Here is a 15,106-nt window from a genome sequence, read left to right on the forward strand (position 1 = left end):
CCCCCCCTATTCGTCGCGCAGCGTGCGTCCGGTTAATTGCAGAAACAGCGACTCCAAATTCGGCTCCCGACGCGTCAGCCGTCGAAGCGCTACGCCGTGTTTTTGCAAAATAAAAAGTAAATCCTGCAAAACGGTCGTCGATTCCTTAACCGTTACCGCGATAGCGTCGCTGTTGCCGGGTTCAGCGGCAACGCGCTGCACGCTTGGATGCTCCTCTATTTCCACGAGCGCACCAGACGGCTGCCGATCGAGCTCGAATATAAGCTCCTCGCCCCGTTCGGATTGGCGCTTCAGCTGCTCCTTCGTCCCGCAAGCGATCAGCTTCCCGTTATCGAGGATGCCTACGCGCGAACATACGGCTTCGATTTCCTCCATGTAATGACTGGTATACAGAACGGTCGAGCCGAGCCGATTCAATTCCTTGACGGACTCTAAAATATGATTGCGTGACTGCGGATCGATGCCGACCGTTGGTTCGTCCATAATAATTAGCTTCGGCCGATGCATAATGGCGCAAGCAATATTGAGCCGGCGCTTCATGCCGCCGGAAAAGGCAGCCGGCATCTGCTTGGCATGCTCCAGCAGGCCGACGAACCGCAGCGCTTCATCAACGCGTTCCTTTAACAGATTGCCCCGCAAGCCGTATAGCTTAGCGAAAAAGGCAACGTTCTCCCTCGCGCTTAACGTCTCATAGATCGCCAGCTCCTGCGGCACCAGCCCGATTCTGCGCTTCACTTCGAGCGGATTTTTCCGCACGGAATAGCCTTCCACCGTAATATAGCCGCCGCTCGGCTCAAGCAGGCCGGAAAGCATCCGGATCGTCGTGCTTTTACCCGCTCCGTTAGGTCCGAGCAAGCAGAAAATTTCTCCTTCTTCAATGTCCATCGTCAAATGATTGACCGTCAAAGCGGTATCGTACTTTTTCACAACCTCGCGAAATTTCACGAAACTCATCGGTGTTCATCTCCTGTCTTTATTCCATGCATTTATTGTACCAACCGCTTCGCAAGGCCGCAGGTATCGAAAGTCATTCGCCAAGGTGACAAAAGTCATCTTCTGCACCGTTAGGCCAGCACTTGCCTGACAGCCACGGTGGTAAATGCTATAATGGAGCAAAATTGCACTCGGAGATCCTGTTCTATGAATGTGCTTCTCGAGCGAACCCGAAGCCTGCTGATCGCCGTTCCGGCGGTCGCTACCGCGCTGACGCTGCCGGCGGGCTCCTATTTCGAATACACGGCGCTAGCGCTGCTCGCTTTGCTGCTGACCCGGATTGGCGACTTGTTTCCGAAAGCGGCAACAGTCTTGCTTATAGCCGAATGGATTTATTTCGGCTGGTTCGCGAGCCTTTATGAAGGGATGCTGTTTCTGCTGCCGTTTGCCTCGCTGCTGAAGGTCAATACTTTGAAGCTTTCGCCCGCAGCAGCCGGTGCATGGACGATTGCGGGAACAGCCTCCCTGCTGCTCGCCCTTCACGACCGCGAACGCTTCCTCATCGCTGCGGTGCTGTTGATCTGGGCGATGACGGCGTCTATTTTGTATATCGTAAACCGCTATGAGCGGAAACGACTCCACGTCGAGATGCTTTACGAGGAGCTTGCGGAAAGCCATGAACAACTGCAAGCGGCGAGGCGGCGGCTGCTCGACTATGCGTCGCAAATTGAGCAGTACGCGCAGGTCGAGGAACGCAACCGGATCGGCAAACAGATTCATGACGACCTCGGCCATCAGCTCATACGGCTGAAAATGATGTCGGAGGCTTCTTTGCAGCTGTTCGATATCGATCCCTCAAAAGCGAAAGCAACGCTGACGCAAATTCGCGATCAGTTGGGAGACAGCATGGATCGGATGCGCCGAACGGTGCGCAGGTTGGCCGACACCGACGATCGGGATGCTCGCCGCTATGCGCTGGACCGTCTTGTCGCGGAATCCGGCGAGGCATTCGGCATTCCGGTCCGTTTCGAAGCGCGCGGCATCCCGAGGCCCCTCTATCCAAGCATTGAGTTTATGTTGTACAACAATGCCCGCGAAGCGATTACGAATGCCGTCAGGCACGGAGGAGCAACCGCCATTGACGTCGTGCTCGATTATCGGGAAAATGAAGCCTCCCTTACTGTATCCAACAACGGCAAACTGCCCGAAGGGGAAATCGAGGCCGGACTCGGTATTCGGGGCATGAAAGAGCGGCTTGCTTTGATCGGCGGAAAGCTGGAGTGGCGGCTAGACGATCGATTCGCGATAACGAGCATCGTGCCGTTAACAGGCGAGACGACGGAGACCCGGACCAAGACGCGGGAGGAGAGATAAACACGATGCTGCAAGTATTAATCGTCGACGACGATCCTTTTATTCGCGAAAGTATGAAGGTCATATTGGAGCTGGACCCCGCGCTGATCGTAGCTGGAACTTGCGGCAATGGCAGCGAAGCAGCCCGCTTTGCCGCTGAACGGCCGATCGACGTCGTGCTGATGGATATCCGCATGCCCGTATGCGACGGCGTCGAAGGGACGAAGCTGCTGCGGGAGCTGCCCGTTCCGCCGAAGGTGCTCATCTTAACGACCTTCGACGACGATGAATATATCGCCCAGGCGATCCGCAACGGCGCTAGCGGCTACCTGCTGAAAAACGTTCCCCCGGCTCAAATCATTAGCGGCATAAAGACGGTTCACGAAGGCTCGTTCCTCATTCACCCGGACATTGCGCGCAAGCTGGCGGGTTTCATCGACCAGCCGCGCTACGCGCCGCGACCGCCGGAGAAAACGTTGGACGGCTACGGGCTGACCGCAGCCGAACAGCAGATTGTCAAACATATTGCGGACGGGCAATCGAATAAGGAAATTGCGGCCTCTCTTTTTCTTAGCGAGGGGACCGTCAAAACTATATTACCGAAATTCTTGGCAAGCTATCGCTCCGCGACCGAACCCAAATTGCCATTTTCTATTTAAAGCTGACGCAATAGATCCATCCAATTCATCCCGCAAAGGAGAAACTCGTCATGACGACAAACACACCGACTGCAACAAACGGATCGTCCTCACCGTCTTTCGCTGGCTTCGAGCAAGCTGATTTCGACGTATTTCATATTGAAGGATTAGAGGAGCGGATGGCCGCCATTCAGCAGCTCATTCGGCCGAAATTCCAACAAATCGGCGAAGCGCTTGCGACAGACCTGGCTGTGCACGCCGGCAACGAAATGTTTCTGCACGTCGCCAAGCACGCCCGCCGCACCGTTAATCCGCCGAAGGACACCTGGCTTGCTGTTTGTGCCAACAAACGCGGCTATAAAGCGCATCCCCATTTTCAGCTTGGGCTGTTCGACGACCATTTGTTCCTCTGGTTTGCGCTTATTTATGAAGCGCCGAACAAGAAAACGATCGCCCAGGCTTACTTGAACCAGATCGACGACGTCATAGCTTCGATTCCAGCCGGTTACCGGATTTCGCTCGATCATACGAAGAAAGAATCGCTGTCTGTAGATCAAATGGATGAGCAGGCTTGGAAGGACGCGCTTACCCGTTTCCGCGACGTGCAAAAAGCCGAGCTTCTCGTCGGCCGCCATATTCCGGTAGGCGATCCGTTGTTGAAGGACGGCAAGGCGCTGTATGAAATGGCCGCTTCCACATTCGAGGCGCTTATGCCGCTTTACCGGCTCTCCCTCGTATAGCAAATAATAGACAATTTAACCGGCCTGTGCTTGACCGCATAGGCCGGTTTTTTCATGTGTAAAATGGTTCAAACTTATAAATCAGTTGTCGACTGACAAGGAGAGAGCAGCGGAGGGTCAGAGGGATTCTAGAGAAACGATAGTGGTCGCTTTTAAAGCCAGATTCCTACCACAAACATCCGTATAGTAAAGGAATCAGGCTTTAATGGCATCGGAAGAACCCTCTGACCCGCAGCGCTTGCCCTCGCTTAATGTCAAACACAGATTTCAGTATTGAACCGTAAAATCGCTCTTCAATCCTGCGCCTCATTTTTGTATATTGGAATAAAAGATGCTTTTTCCTCTCCATTCCAAATGAAGGAGCGTGACGTCTATGCCCGCCGCTGCACCGCCGCCAGCCGTCGAAGCTGCCGGACTTGTCCGCCGACATGGGGGCCGAACCATTATCGATCATGTCGAGCTGTCTATTCCGGCCGGACAATTGTTCGGATTGCTTGGACCTTCCGGTTCCGGAAAAACGACACTGATTAAGCTTCTCACTGGCATTGATCGGGCCGATGCCGGTCAAGCCGCTGTTTTCGGCAGCCCCGTACCCGATTTGAGCGTCCTGAAGGAAATCGGCTATATGGCGCAATCCGACGCGTTGTATAACGAGCTGACCGGCAAGCAAAATATGGCCTTTTTCGGAGCGCTGTACGGCTTGAAGGGCAAGCGGCTGCAGGAGCGAATCGCCTCCTCCGCCGGGCTAGTCGCCTTGACCGGTGAACTTGGCAAACAAGTCGGAGCTTACTCCGGCGGCATGAAGCGGCGCCTGTCGCTCGCAATCGCGCTTCTGCACGAGCCTAAGCTGCTCGTGCTTGATGAGCCGACAGTCGGCATCGACCCGCTGCTGCGGCAGTCGATCTGGCAGGAGCTGGCGGCGCTGCGCACAAGCGGCGTTACGTTAATCGTTACGACGCATGTGATGGATGAGGCGGAGAAGTGCGACCGGCTCGGCATGCTGCGAGATGGCCGGCTCATTGCCGCAGGCTCGCCTGCCGAACTGCTGAAGCGTACCGGATCCGTTACGCTTGAAGAAGCCTTTATCGCGTTCGGAGAAAACGGAGGCGAAACCTTATGAACATTCGCGCATTGGCGATTCGCATCGTTCAGCAGTTCATCCGCGACAAAAGAACGCTGGCGCTGCTGTTTCTTGCTCCCCTTCTGATCCTGACGCTGATGAAGTTCGTCTTCGCCGGCCAAGCCGTGCAGCCAATCATCGGCATCACCTCTCTTCCTCCTACGGCGGAAGAGAAGCTGGCTCAGGTAGGCGACGGTGCTGAGCTAGTCGCTTACGACAATGAGCAGGATGGCCGACAGGCGCTCGCCGAAGGCAAGATCGACGCGCTGCTCCTGTGGACGGACGGAGGTCCGTCACTGACGCTGGAGGGCAGCGATCCATCCAAAAGCCGGGCCGTGCTGCTAACGCTGCAGACAGCGCTCCAATCCGGCTCGCCGCTAGCCGATTTCAAGCCGAATTACTTGCACGGCGGTCCCGATATGGCTCCGTTTGATTCCTTCGGACCGGTGCTGATCGGCTTCTTCTCCTTTTTCTTCGTCTTCTTGCTGGCTGGCGTCTCCTTTCTGCGCGAGCGAACGAGCGGCACACTGGAACGACTGCTGGCCTCGCCGATTCGGCGCAGTGAAATCGTGCTCGGCTACTTGGCCGGTTTCGGCCTGTTCACGCTGTTGCAAGCATCTCTGATCGCCTGGTACTCCGTCGATGTGCTTGGGATGCATATGGTCGGCAGCATCGCAGCCATGCTTGCCGTCAATTTGCTGCTGTCGCTGACAGCGCTGACGCTGGGCACGCTGCTCTCCTCCTTCGCAGGAAGCGAGTTTCAAATTATTCAGTTCATTCCAATTGTTATCGTGCCGCAGGCGTTCTTCTCGGGCTTATTCAATCTGGATGCGATGCATCCGCTGCTGCAGAAATTAAGCTACATCATGCCTCTTTACTACGGCGCGGATGCAATGCGAGGCATCATGATCCGCGGAGAAGGCTGGAGTGACCTAACGCTCGATATTGCCGTGCTGGCCGGCTTTTCACTTGCGTTCGCTCTGCTGAATATCGTCGCATTAAAGAAACATCGCGCAGTCTAAGTTTGGCAAATAGGAGCGCCGCAAAGAAAAGAAGCCTGTCCGAAGGAAGCAAGCGCAAGCTTGATGATCCTTCGAACAGGCTCTTTTTTTCGAACACTAGGAAATGAATGAACAAGTTTAAACTTCCTGGGCAGCCGTTTGTTCCGATTCCGATTGATCGACTAAACGGCGGAATCTTGCTAACAGCAGCAGCGCGGCTATACAGAGCACGCCTCCCGAAATATAAGGCAAGCCCATGCTGACTGTGAACAAGAAGGTGCCGAACAGCGGACCTGCGATGCGTCCGAGGCTGTCCATCGACGAGCTTAAACCGGAAGCAACACCTTGTCCGACCGTCGTTTTTTGCGTAATAAGCGATGTGACGCAAGGACGGATCATCGCGTTGCCGGCGCCGAATACGGCAAGCGACAGCGTCGCCCACCATAAGGAATGAGCGGCTAGCAGCATGAAAAAGCCCGCGGCCGATAAGATCAGCCCAATCGCGATATATTTCGGCTCCTCGCCCTTCTTGACGCGCCGGCGCACGACGCCGCCTTGAATAAGAGCGCCGACGAGGCCGCAGACGAAGAATAGAATGCCGACCTGCAGAGGCGTTACCGCGAACCGCTGCATACCGAAAATTTGCAGCGTTGCCTCCAGTCCCGCCAGCGTAAACGTTACAAAAAACGCTAAGATATACAAATATTTAAGCGGACCGGTAAAGGCCGTCCAACGCGAGACACGCGGACCCGCTTTTGCCGTTCTCCGCTGCTCTGGCTTGAGCGATTCCTTCAGCTTCAGCAAAGCCAGCAAGAATGTAATAAGAGCGAGAATCGATGCCGCAAAAAACGGCGCTTCAAGCGAAATAAGGCTTAGGAAGCCGCCGAACGCAGGGCCGAACGTAAAGCCCATGCCGATCGACATGCCGACAACGGCCATCCCTTTCGTCCGCTCTTCCTTCGCTGTAATATCGGCGACGTAAGCGACGATAACGGACGTTACCGCCCCCGAGAACAACCCTCCCAAAACGCGGGAAAGATACATTAGCGTTATATTGCCCGAGGCGAGACCGAACAACAAAAAACTGGCTGCAAAGCCGACTACGCCGATCAAAATGATCGGACGCCGGCCAATTCGGTCAGACAAACCGCCCCAGTACGGAGACAGAACAAAAGAAACCGCCGAATAGACGGCCAACATATAGCCGGTATGCTTCTCGAATCCGACAGGATCGGTTGCCTTAATAATTTCCGGCATTACCGGGATAATGATCCCGAATCCCAGAAACGTGGTCATTAAAATGGCTGCAACAATGAGTAGTCGTTTATCACGCATGTAAAATCCCTCCATCCGTTATCGTACCATAACGGACCCTCGCTTAGTTATGAACAAATGAAGAACAAAATACCGCCGCAAATCATCTGAATAGGGTTCTAACATTTGGCTGCAAAAATGAAGCTTGCAATCCGACTTGTTTTTGCTATACTCAACTTTGTTTGTACATTTGACGAGACCGAAAGGCAGGGATGTAAGGGATGGATCACAACCAAACCCCGCTCTTCAGCGCACTCCGCCGCCATGCGGAGCAGAACCCGGTACAATTTCATATTCCCGGACATAAGAAAGGACTCGGCAGCGACGCTGAATTTCGCGATTTTATCGGCGATAACGCGTTGTCGATCGATTTGATCAATATAGCTCCGCTAGACGATCTGCATCAGCCGACGGGTGTTATTGAAGAAGCTCAGAAGCTGGCAGCCGATGCGTTTGGCGCGGATTATACGTATTTTTCCGTGCAGGGAACGAGCGGTGCGATCATTACGATGATCATGTCGGTATGCGCCCCGGGCGATAAAGTTATCGTTCCGCGCAACGTGCATAAATCGATTATGGCAGCCATCATATTTGCCGGCGCCCGGCCAGTATTTATTAGCCCTGCGCGCGACGCCAACCTCGGCATCGACCACGGCATTACGACCCGTTCGGTGAAACGGGCGTTGGACAGGCATCCCGACGCGAAAGCGGTATTGGTCATTAACCCGACCTATTTCGGCGTATGCACCAATTTGAAAGAAATCGTCGACCTTGTCCACAGCTACGACATTCCGGTCCTTGTCGACGAAGCGCATGGCGTACTTATTCATTTCCATGAAAAGCTCCCGATGTCCGCTATGCAAGCCGGCGCGGATATGGCGGCGACCAGCGTGCACAAGCTTGGCGGTTCGATGACGCAATCGTCGGTGCTGAATGTGCGAGGCAACCGGATTAATCCGCATCGCATCCAAACAATTTTGAGCATGCTGACGACGACGTCCACTTCCTATATTTTGCTGGCTTCACTCGACACTTCGCGCCGCAATTTGGCGATCAACGGCCATGAAATAGCTGAGCGGACCATTGAGCTGGCACAATATGCACGAACAGAAATCAATAAAATCCCAGGCCTCCACAGCTTTGGAGAAGAGATTCTCGGCACGGAGGCAACCTACGACTATGATCCTACCAAAGTTTCCGTTCATATCCGGCATCTTGGACTTACCGGCTACGATACGGAGAATTGGCTGCGCGAGCATTACAACGTCGAAATTGAAATGAGCGACATGTATAACATTCTTTGCCTAGTTACGCCGGGAGATACGTACGATTCGGTGCAAAAATTGCTCGAAGCGCTCCGCGGCTTATCCGATGCCTTCCACGAAGGTGCGGAAGCACGTGAGTTGATCGTAAAAATTCCCGACATTCCGCAGCTCAGCTTGTCGCCTCGCGATGCCTTTTACGGCGAGACCGAGGTAGTGCCGTTCAAGGAATCGGCCGGACGTATCATTGCAGAATTCATCTACGTATATCCGCCGGGTATTCCAATTCTGCTTCCGGGCGAGGTTATCTCTCAAAACAATATTGACTATATCGTCGACCACGTCGAAGTGGGTCTGCCAGTGAAAGGTCCTGAAGACCGCACTATCGAATTCGTGAAAGTCATCGTTGAGGAAACGGCTATTTCCTAATAAAAAGACTTCATGTTCCATTAGAATAATAGACAAGCTAAAACGCCGATTGAAAGGGCTCTATCAGTCCTTCAGTCGGCGTTTGTCTTTTCCTCCATCCTCCCCCATTCCACTTATTGTAAATGAAACGCTCGCCATGCTATGATGGGGATGGAGGTGGGACGATTGAGTCAAAGCGCTTTCATTAAGCTTGTGCAAGGCTCCTCCCGGCAGGAATTGTCGCTGTCGGAGTTGAAAGAAAATCTGCTGCATTACCGCGATCAAACCGATCTGACCGGTCGGCAGCTAGATTGGGATTACGCAGGCGCCGCTTTTCCGTACACGATCGAAACAAAGCAGGACGATCGCTGGTTTTACTTGAAAGGGACTCATCCGTCATATAAATATATTATTTTTGGCACCACCGAGGAAGGCAGAGCCGTTCAAGTCGTCCTACCGGACGAATCTACCCACGGCGACAAATCGAAAGCAAACGAGCTGTGCAAATATTTGGCCAAGCAATGGCAAGCCGAGCTAAAGCTCTTTAACGGCCGCACTATCTACTATAATCCACGCAAATAAAAAACCGCTTATCCGGCGCAGAACGCTCACAGAGCGCTCCGCCGGACAAGCGGTTTTCGCGATTAATCGGGCTAGGCGCCGATTAACCTTCTTGGGATTCGTTCTCCACGCGGGCGATTTCTTCGTAAATCGCCGTAACGCGATCCCACTCGGCGTCGTCTTCGATACCAACGAGGAACGACTCTCCGTCTTCTTCTTCAAAACGGAAAATAACGCCGTCCGCTTCCGGATCGTTGCGGTCCAACAGAACCGCGTATGCGTTGTTTTCCGATTCAAACGTATAGACCATCACCATTTCGCGCTCTTGGCCTTCGTCATCGGCCACTATGAATACATGCTCTTCGTGGTCATGATCGTGATCATGCCCGCAGCCACAGTTCTCATCATGTTGATGCTCGCTCATGCAGAAATACCCCATTTCAGTAATAGATACATACCTTCGTATCGTACCATGCGGAATGTATGTGGTCAAACGAAAACGCCCCATTATTCGCTGGCGAATAACGGGGCGTTGACCGATTATTGCGAGGTGATAAGCTTCTCCGATACGACGGTCCATTCGTCTGCCGCGCTAAGCTTCATATAGAAGCGGACGGAGTATTTGCCTGCCAAATCGAAGTTGTACTTGAAATCCTCGGTACGGTACCAGAAATTATCCTTCTTAATGTCAACCGTTTGCGATTGAATCACTTTTTCCGTACCGTTCGGGTCGAAAATCGATACTTTGACTGCCGCAACCTCGGTCGTCAAGTTGTCGATCTGAGCCAGTACGTTAAACGTATAACGGCCCTTCGTCACATTACCGAACACCTTGTTGTCTTGAAACAATACCATATGAACGTTCGGTTTATATAGAGTCGCTTTTTTGCTTTGATTGTCCCAAGCCACAACGGCCTGCAGCCCGCTCGCCACTTGACGGAGAGGCAAATACGTCTTGCCGTCGACCATAATCCCGCCTTCGTCGATATCGCTTCCATTCAAAATAACCCGTATCTTCTGAACCGCCGAGTCCGCATACAACAGCGTGCCTCCGCACAGCGACAGCAGGACGAGCAGAATGGCTACCTTTCTGAACTTCATCGTTGAGAACCCTCCATCCGGTTTGTCTGGATGTTTGGTTATACTCGACTAGCGGGCTAAAGTTTCGGTCGAAAATGATTTTTTTTAGATTAGCCGTACGTACGCGTCAGAATGCAAGGCACGCCTTTGCCGACAGCTCCCGGCTGCTGCATTTTAGCCCAGTACGACATTCCCCTCGCGCATGGCGTTTTGCATACGGCGCAGGTATCCGATAGTACAAGCTTGTAATGGAATTGCTTGCGTTCCGACGCCGGCTTTTTTTTGGCAACCTTGCCTTTTCCTTTGACCATTTCACTTCTGCCTCCCTGCCGTTCTAACTGATGCATTATATGTCGACTTGGGCAAAAGTGTATCTGGCGTTTGTCAGTCAGGTTCGCTTTTGATACATTGAAAGAAAGCCGGCGCATTTATCTTTTAACTCGCAATTGCGCGGACACAAAACGGGAGGCTTGTGAGATGGATATTACAATGCTTGGAACAGGCAGCGCTTTTGCCAAAAAATATAATAACAATAACGCTTTGATCGAGCATGAGGGCTTTAAACTGCTAGTCGATTGCGGCATCACATTGCCAAGAGCGCTGCACGAGGCGGAAATTTCTTTTTCCGAGCTGGACGCGGTGCTGATCAGCCATATTCACGGCGACCATGTCGGAGGGCTTGAAGAATATGCTTTTCAGATGATGTTCGTATACGGCCGGAAGCCGGTGCTGTACATAGCGGAGACGTTGATTGAGCCTTTGTGGGAGCAGACGCTTCGCGGCGGATTGACGCAAGAGCCGCTTGTGGCACTGGATGATTTTTTTGAAGTACGACCGCTTAAGGAAGGTGTAACGAACGAGCTGCATCCAGGCGTGACGGTGCGACTGCTCCAGACCGACCACATTCCCGGAAAACAGAGCTACTCGTTTATTTTCAACGACCGATTTTTCTACTCGGCCGATATGAAATTCAATGGAGAGCTGCTGCAGAGGCTGGAAAGCGAAGGGATTGAAACGTTTTTCCACGACTGTCAGCTCCTATCGCCGGGCGCCGTTCACGCCAGTCTCGACGAGCTGCTAACACTGCCGGAATCGCTGCAGTCGAAGGTTTTCCTCATGCATTACGGTGACAATATGGAAGATTATATCGGGCGAACCGGCAAAATGACATTTGTTCGGCAAGGACAAACGTACACGGTATAACGAAAAAAAGGATGCGTCCGCTGTTCATCACGGCTGCGCATCCATAATGCATAAATAGAATTGGAGGAGTTCAGGTGAGTGTTAGTGAGGATAAAACCGTTATAAAAAATAAAAGAAAACAATTGATTCTTTCGTTATTACCTCTGATTCTTTTAGCTTTTCTTATAGTAGTGTTCCTCCTAGGAAAAGACTAAGGATAAAAACATTGTTATAGGTTACTCAAAGGGTGTCTTTCCAAACTATAAAAAAAGGATGCGTTCCGCTGTTCATCGCGGCTGCGCATCCTTTTTCCTGTTAAAATAGCGGAAGCTGATCGAGATTGTTCGTCGGATCGCCGTCCGCGTCACCGCGAATGTACGTTTCGCCGTCTCTGCCCTTAAAGGCATTTACGCCCGCGATGTTGCCGGCCTGCACTTCATTCAGCGCCGTGTCGTAATCCAGCGTTCGGCCCGAAGACGTTTTGAACGCCGTCAAATCTCCGTCTCCATTTTTTTGCACCGCTACAAAATGCTCGCGTTCCTCGCTTGATGGACTCATCGATATGGCACGCTCCTTTGGTTTGGCCGTTCCGGGCGCCGGCCCGGACGAAGCCTTTTTTCAATACCAAAAAATAGCATGCCCATTCCTTCGTCACCTTATGACGTGACGTGTTGTAAAATGCGGAGGCCGACTGATTACCTTTTTTTCTTCCCGTCCCCCGGCACTTTTCTGAACCATAAGTATTGCTGGTCATAATTTAACGAATCGGTCATAACGAACTTCGCCACAAAAGCGCTTACCGTTACGACGATACCAAAAAGGCCAATTAACCAAATGGCCAAATGGGCATACTCCGCCGCCAAACGAACGCCTCCCTGCGCTTCCCGGCCCTGGGGCCCGCAAGCTCCGTATTCTGTATAGTATTGTAGATGTATGCGCCGACTGCGGCGAATATGAGTCTCTGCTGCCAATTCTGGTGAAATGTCACGCAAGAGGCGACGGTGAATACCATACCTTAGGGAAGGAATACATTTTCGACGAGGTGTGTAGTGATGGCAACGTCCTATATGGACTATACAAAACCGGACGTCCAATATTTTTTCGACGTCAACGGGAACCGAATTATGACCCGAAATGCCCAAAATTACATTAACGAACTAGGCCGCAACAATCTCAATACGCTTGGGAATGTATCGCTGCTCGATATTTATTTAAGCAGAGGGCGTGTAGTGGAGCCGCATTACCATCAAAATGCTTCTGAGCTGGTCTACTGCATTTCCGGTTCCGCCGCCGTCTCGTTTATCAATCCTTTTAACAACCAGTTGCTGCATGTCAATATCGCTCCCGGACAAGTGGCGAATATTCCGCAAGGCTGGTGGCACTGGGAGATCGCTACATCCGAAAATACCCATTTGCTGGCCATTTTCGATGCGCCTTATCCGGAATATATTTTCGGGTCTGACATTTTGACGAAGACACCGATCGAAGTGTTGGCCCATACGTATTGCCTCAATCCGGAGCAGCTAAAGCAAACGCTCAAGCCTTTAAACAACGAAACAATCATTATCGGCCCTACCGACGAATGCATTGCTCAAACGCATAGGTGGCATTCGGCCTCATCTCACTCCTCGGCTCATCAAACGGTTGTGTCGCCTCCATGCATTCCCGTTCCGGCCCCGGTACGTCCAACGGTTATGAGGTCGGCTATCCGGGTTATTACTATAGGCCTTAAAAAACAGCAGATTGTAACGTTGATAGAAGCGACTTCCGCCTCTTTTTTCATTTTTTCTTCACAAAAAGGGTCGACAACTGGGTCAAACGAAGCGATACTAGAGGAGTAATCCTATTAGGAGAAAGGAATGATTCCTTTATGAAACAAATCCGCGCTCTGCTGGTCGGCGTCGTAGCCGGCGCGCTGCTCGCTACATCAGCAACGGCTTTCGCAGCTGGAGGCTTTACTAAAATCTCCGCGCTGCTCCGTCCTGACTACACCGTTAAGGTGGATGGCAAAAAAGTCGATATGAAAAATGCACCGATCACTTATAACAACAATACATACATTCCATTGCGCGAAGCCGGAAACGTGCTTGGGTACAAAGTAGGCTTCAACAACGGCACGATTACACTTGACTCTGGCAGCGGCGGTTCAACTGGCGAAGCTGCTACATCGTTGATCTCGCTAAAAGAGCTGGCCTTTGATTACAATGTGGAAGTTGTCATCAAAGAGCATATTGAAATCGGCGACACGATTTATTTTAATAAACCGGATACCACTAAGGATCGTTCGGAAACGATTTATTTCAGCGGCAAAAAGTTCACGCTCGTTATTAAAAACGGCAATTTCTATGTCTACTTGGATGAAATGAAAAAACTGGGCATTATACCAGAAAAATAATAGCCTCTAGTAAGCTGGATACCTCCTTGCGTGGTATCCTTTTTTTGTGCAAACTTACGGATGTTAGCTGCTGCAGTTGCAACCTGATCCATAGCGCCACCGTCTAATCTCATACAAGACATACATAAATAAGGAGCTGTCAGCATGAAAGCGTCCAAAATAGTGGTTATCGCTCTTTTGATTATCATTGTTCTGTTTGTGATGGGTACGGTTGCTTTAGCAAACATTTTAAGTAAGGTTTAATCATAAGCAGTTCGGTTCGGATTTTGTATTGTGATCTCCGCCCACTCCTAAACCTAGGCAACTACATATAATGCTTAAAACATCAGGGAGTGATCCAAGTTTTGTATTCATACAATTACAATCAGCTAAGTCCAAGCCAGACTAATCCTAATCAAATTATTACGGTTTCGGCTATTGATCCTTACGTCGTAGAGGCCCTTTGCCGCTTAATTGGCCGATGCGTCCTACTCGAAACAACGCGAGGCGCTATTGAAGGGAGCATCGTAGACGTAAAGCCGGACCATGTACTTTTACAGCTGCACAGCCGCCAGGCGTGTGTAAGGATTGCAGAGATTGTATGGACGATGCCTTTATAGACCCGATTAATGAAGCCGCGAAGAACAAGGGCATCTATATTGATATAGAGTGTTATTGTAATATTTGAATAACCGAGCCCGGCTTAGCTTATTTCAGTTCGGCTGCCGGGTTCTTTGAAATAATTCTCTTTAGCTTTTTAATGGTTTTATTTTTTTCTTCAGTTCCTTACTGCTCAATGCAAATGTCTCTTGTCACATAGTGACATTAGCTCAGATCAGTTATAGGGTGACATTATCACAGACGAACAACACAGAACAAAAAATACATTGACTTCTTTTCTGGTTGTTGATATATTATTACTTGTCGCTGCAACGTGATCTGATAGCTCAGCTGGGAGAGCACCATCTTGACAGGGTGGGGGTCACAGGTTCGAACCCTGTTCAGATCATAGAGTAAAGAAACCCGCAAAGCTGAACTGTAACCCGTAAGATGGACACTTTGAAAAAAGTGACCTCTTATGGGTTTTTGTGTTTTAATCATACTATCGAGAATACACGGGGAATGAACATCATGAGGAAA

17 protein-coding genes, 1 tRNA gene and 1 pseudogene are annotated in these 15,106 nt (G+C 51.2%); 12 read left to right on the top strand and 7 right to left on the bottom strand.

What is annotated here, in order from left to right; all coding sequences use genetic code 11:
* Window positions 1-6: 6 nt before the first annotated feature.
* On the bottom strand, window positions 7-954 hold the full coding sequence (locus tag ACFVTB_RS24630) for an ABC transporter ATP-binding protein (protein ID WP_387755383.1): 948 nt from the start codon (window positions 952-954) through the stop codon (window positions 7-9).
* Window positions 955-1,140: 186 nt separating this feature from the next.
* On the opposite strand from ACFVTB_RS24630, the gene ACFVTB_RS24635 reads away from it, so the two are divergent.
* The 5 genes and pseudogenes from ACFVTB_RS24635 (at window position 1,141) to ACFVTB_RS24655 (ending at window position 5,806) form a co-directional block, all read left to right on the top strand.
* Window positions 1,141-2,307, top strand: coding sequence for a sensor histidine kinase (locus tag ACFVTB_RS24635; protein ID WP_387755386.1), 1,167 nt, complete (start codon window positions 1,141-1,143; stop codon window positions 2,305-2,307).
* Between the two features lie 5 nt (window positions 2,308-2,312).
* Window positions 2,313-2,959, top strand: a pseudogene (locus ACFVTB_RS24640) (response regulator transcription factor).
* 36 nt (window positions 2,960-2,995) lie between these two features.
* Complete coding sequence (locus ACFVTB_RS24645) at window positions 2,996-3,664, top strand: DUF1054 domain-containing protein (RefSeq protein ID WP_387755389.1); 669 nt, start codon at window positions 2,996-2,998, stop codon at window positions 3,662-3,664.
* A 373-nt stretch (window positions 3,665-4,037) separates the two neighbouring features.
* Window positions 4,038-4,784, top strand: a complete 747-nt coding sequence (locus ACFVTB_RS24650) for an ABC transporter ATP-binding protein (RefSeq protein WP_387755392.1) — start codon at window positions 4,038-4,040, stop codon at window positions 4,782-4,784.
* Window positions 4,781-5,806, top strand: a complete 1,026-nt coding sequence (locus tag ACFVTB_RS24655; protein WP_387755394.1) for an ABC transporter permease — start codon at window positions 4,781-4,783, stop codon at window positions 5,804-5,806. The genes ACFVTB_RS24650 and ACFVTB_RS24655 overlap by 4 nt, the downstream gene beginning before the upstream one ends.
* Window positions 5,807-5,923: 117 nt before the next feature.
* Here ACFVTB_RS24655 and ACFVTB_RS24660 read toward each other — a convergent pair whose 3' ends face one another.
* On the bottom strand, window positions 5,924-7,120 hold the full coding sequence (locus ACFVTB_RS24660; protein ID WP_387755396.1) for an MFS transporter: 1,197 nt from the start codon (window positions 7,118-7,120) through the stop codon (window positions 5,924-5,926).
* A 200-nt stretch (window positions 7,121-7,320) separates the two neighbouring features.
* Between ACFVTB_RS24660 and ACFVTB_RS24665 the strand changes: the two genes are divergently transcribed.
* Together ACFVTB_RS24665 and ACFVTB_RS24670 are read left to right on the top strand one after the other, a co-directional pair.
* A complete protein-coding gene (locus tag ACFVTB_RS24665) occupies window positions 7,321-8,790 on the top strand; it encodes an aminotransferase class I/II-fold pyridoxal phosphate-dependent enzyme (RefSeq protein WP_387755399.1) in 1,470 nt (489 codons plus the stop codon).
* A gap of 165 nt (window positions 8,791-8,955) precedes the next feature.
* Window positions 8,956-9,351, top strand: coding sequence for a DUF1885 family protein (locus ACFVTB_RS24670; protein WP_387755402.1), 396 nt, complete (start codon window positions 8,956-8,958; stop codon window positions 9,349-9,351).
* An 82-nt stretch (window positions 9,352-9,433) separates the two neighbouring features.
* Here ACFVTB_RS24670 and ACFVTB_RS24675 read toward each other — a convergent pair whose 3' ends face one another.
* From ACFVTB_RS24675 to ACFVTB_RS24685, 3 genes are all read right to left on the bottom strand, one after another.
* Window positions 9,434-9,754 (bottom strand): DUF1292 domain-containing protein, encoded by a 321-nt coding sequence (locus ACFVTB_RS24675; protein WP_387755405.1) that lies wholly within the window; start codon window positions 9,752-9,754, stop codon window positions 9,434-9,436.
* A gap of 116 nt (window positions 9,755-9,870) precedes the next feature.
* Entirely contained in the window at window positions 9,871-10,431 is a 561-nt protein-coding gene (locus tag ACFVTB_RS24680) for a stalk domain-containing protein (RefSeq protein WP_387755408.1), read from the bottom strand.
* A gap of 89 nt (window positions 10,432-10,520) precedes the next feature.
* Window positions 10,521-10,721: a hypothetical protein gene (locus ACFVTB_RS24685; protein WP_387755411.1), complete on the bottom strand. Its 201-nt coding sequence runs from the start codon at window positions 10,719-10,721 to the stop codon at window positions 10,521-10,523.
* A gap of 166 nt (window positions 10,722-10,887) precedes the next feature.
* Here ACFVTB_RS24685 and ACFVTB_RS24690 point away from each other — a divergent pair, with 166 nt between their 5' ends.
* The gene (locus ACFVTB_RS24690) at window positions 10,888-11,613 is read left to right on the top strand and encodes an MBL fold metallo-hydrolase (protein WP_387755414.1); all 726 of its coding nucleotides are present in this window, start codon (window positions 10,888-10,890) and stop codon (window positions 11,611-11,613) included.
* Window positions 11,614-11,907: 294 nt separating this feature from the next.
* Here ACFVTB_RS24690 and ACFVTB_RS24695 read toward each other — a convergent pair whose 3' ends face one another.
* Window positions 11,908-12,150 (bottom strand): DUF3892 domain-containing protein, encoded by a 243-nt coding sequence (locus ACFVTB_RS24695; protein ID WP_387755417.1) that lies wholly within the window; start codon window positions 12,148-12,150, stop codon window positions 11,908-11,910.
* Between the two features lie 137 nt (window positions 12,151-12,287).
* On the bottom strand, window positions 12,288-12,455 hold the full coding sequence (locus ACFVTB_RS24700; RefSeq protein ID WP_387755420.1) for a hypothetical protein: 168 nt from the start codon (window positions 12,453-12,455) through the stop codon (window positions 12,288-12,290).
* 189 nt (window positions 12,456-12,644) lie between these two features.
* Between ACFVTB_RS24700 and ACFVTB_RS24705 the strand changes: the two genes are divergently transcribed.
* From ACFVTB_RS24705 to ACFVTB_RS24720, 4 genes are all read left to right on the top strand, one after another.
* Window positions 12,645-13,433: a cupin domain-containing protein gene (locus tag ACFVTB_RS24705; RefSeq protein WP_387755423.1), complete on the top strand. Its 789-nt coding sequence runs from the start codon at window positions 12,645-12,647 to the stop codon at window positions 13,431-13,433.
* Between the two features lie 29 nt (window positions 13,434-13,462).
* Window positions 13,463-13,987 (top strand): stalk domain-containing protein, encoded by a 525-nt coding sequence (locus tag ACFVTB_RS24710; RefSeq protein ID WP_387755426.1) that lies wholly within the window; start codon window positions 13,463-13,465, stop codon window positions 13,985-13,987.
* 332 nt (window positions 13,988-14,319) lie between these two features.
* Entirely contained in the window at window positions 14,320-14,586 is a 267-nt protein-coding gene (locus ACFVTB_RS24715; protein ID WP_387755429.1) for a DUF2642 domain-containing protein, read from the top strand.
* 316 nt (window positions 14,587-14,902) lie between these two features.
* Window positions 14,903-14,975 (top strand) — tRNA-Val (locus ACFVTB_RS24720).
* Window positions 14,976-15,106: the final 131 nt, after the last annotated feature.

This window comes from Paenibacillus sp. NPDC058071 (genome assembly GCF_042885235.1).
GTDB lineage: Bacteria > Bacillota > Bacilli > Paenibacillales > Paenibacillaceae > Pristimantibacillus.

Coding starts and splice junctions, on each gene's coding strand:
- ACFVTB_RS24660 (WP_387755396.1), bottom strand. CDS start 7,120: ATGCGTGATAAACGACTACTCATTGTTGCAGCCATTTTAATGACCACG.
- ACFVTB_RS24690 (WP_387755414.1), top strand. CDS start 10,888: ATGGATATTACAATGCTTGGAACAGGCAGCGCTTTTGCCAAAAAATAT.
- ACFVTB_RS24645 (WP_387755389.1), top strand. CDS start 2,996: ATGACGACAAACACACCGACTGCAACAAACGGATCGTCCTCACCGTCT.
- ACFVTB_RS24630 (WP_387755383.1), bottom strand. CDS start 954: ATGAGTTTCGTGAAATTTCGCGAGGTTGTGAAAAAGTACGATACCGCT.
- ACFVTB_RS24685 (WP_387755411.1), bottom strand. CDS start 10,721: ATGGTCAAAGGAAAAGGCAAGGTTGCCAAAAAAAAGCCGGCGTCGGAA.
- ACFVTB_RS24710 (WP_387755426.1), top strand. CDS start 13,463: ATGAAACAAATCCGCGCTCTGCTGGTCGGCGTCGTAGCCGGCGCGCTG.
- ACFVTB_RS24680 (WP_387755408.1), bottom strand. CDS start 10,431: ATGAAGTTCAGAAAGGTAGCCATTCTGCTCGTCCTGCTGTCGCTGTGC.
- ACFVTB_RS24675 (WP_387755405.1), bottom strand. CDS start 9,754: ATGAGCGAGCATCAACATGATGAGAACTGTGGCTGCGGGCATGATCAC.
- ACFVTB_RS24665 (WP_387755399.1), top strand. CDS start 7,321: ATGGATCACAACCAAACCCCGCTCTTCAGCGCACTCCGCCGCCATGCG.
- ACFVTB_RS24655 (WP_387755394.1), top strand. CDS start 4,781: ATGAACATTCGCGCATTGGCGATTCGCATCGTTCAGCAGTTCATCCGC.
- ACFVTB_RS24650 (WP_387755392.1), top strand. CDS start 4,038: ATGCCCGCCGCTGCACCGCCGCCAGCCGTCGAAGCTGCCGGACTTGTC.
- ACFVTB_RS24705 (WP_387755423.1), top strand. CDS start 12,645: ATGGCAACGTCCTATATGGACTATACAAAACCGGACGTCCAATATTTT.
- ACFVTB_RS24635 (WP_387755386.1), top strand. CDS start 1,141: ATGAATGTGCTTCTCGAGCGAACCCGAAGCCTGCTGATCGCCGTTCCG.
- ACFVTB_RS24695 (WP_387755417.1), bottom strand. CDS start 12,150: ATGAGTCCATCAAGCGAGGAACGCGAGCATTTTGTAGCGGTGCAAAAA.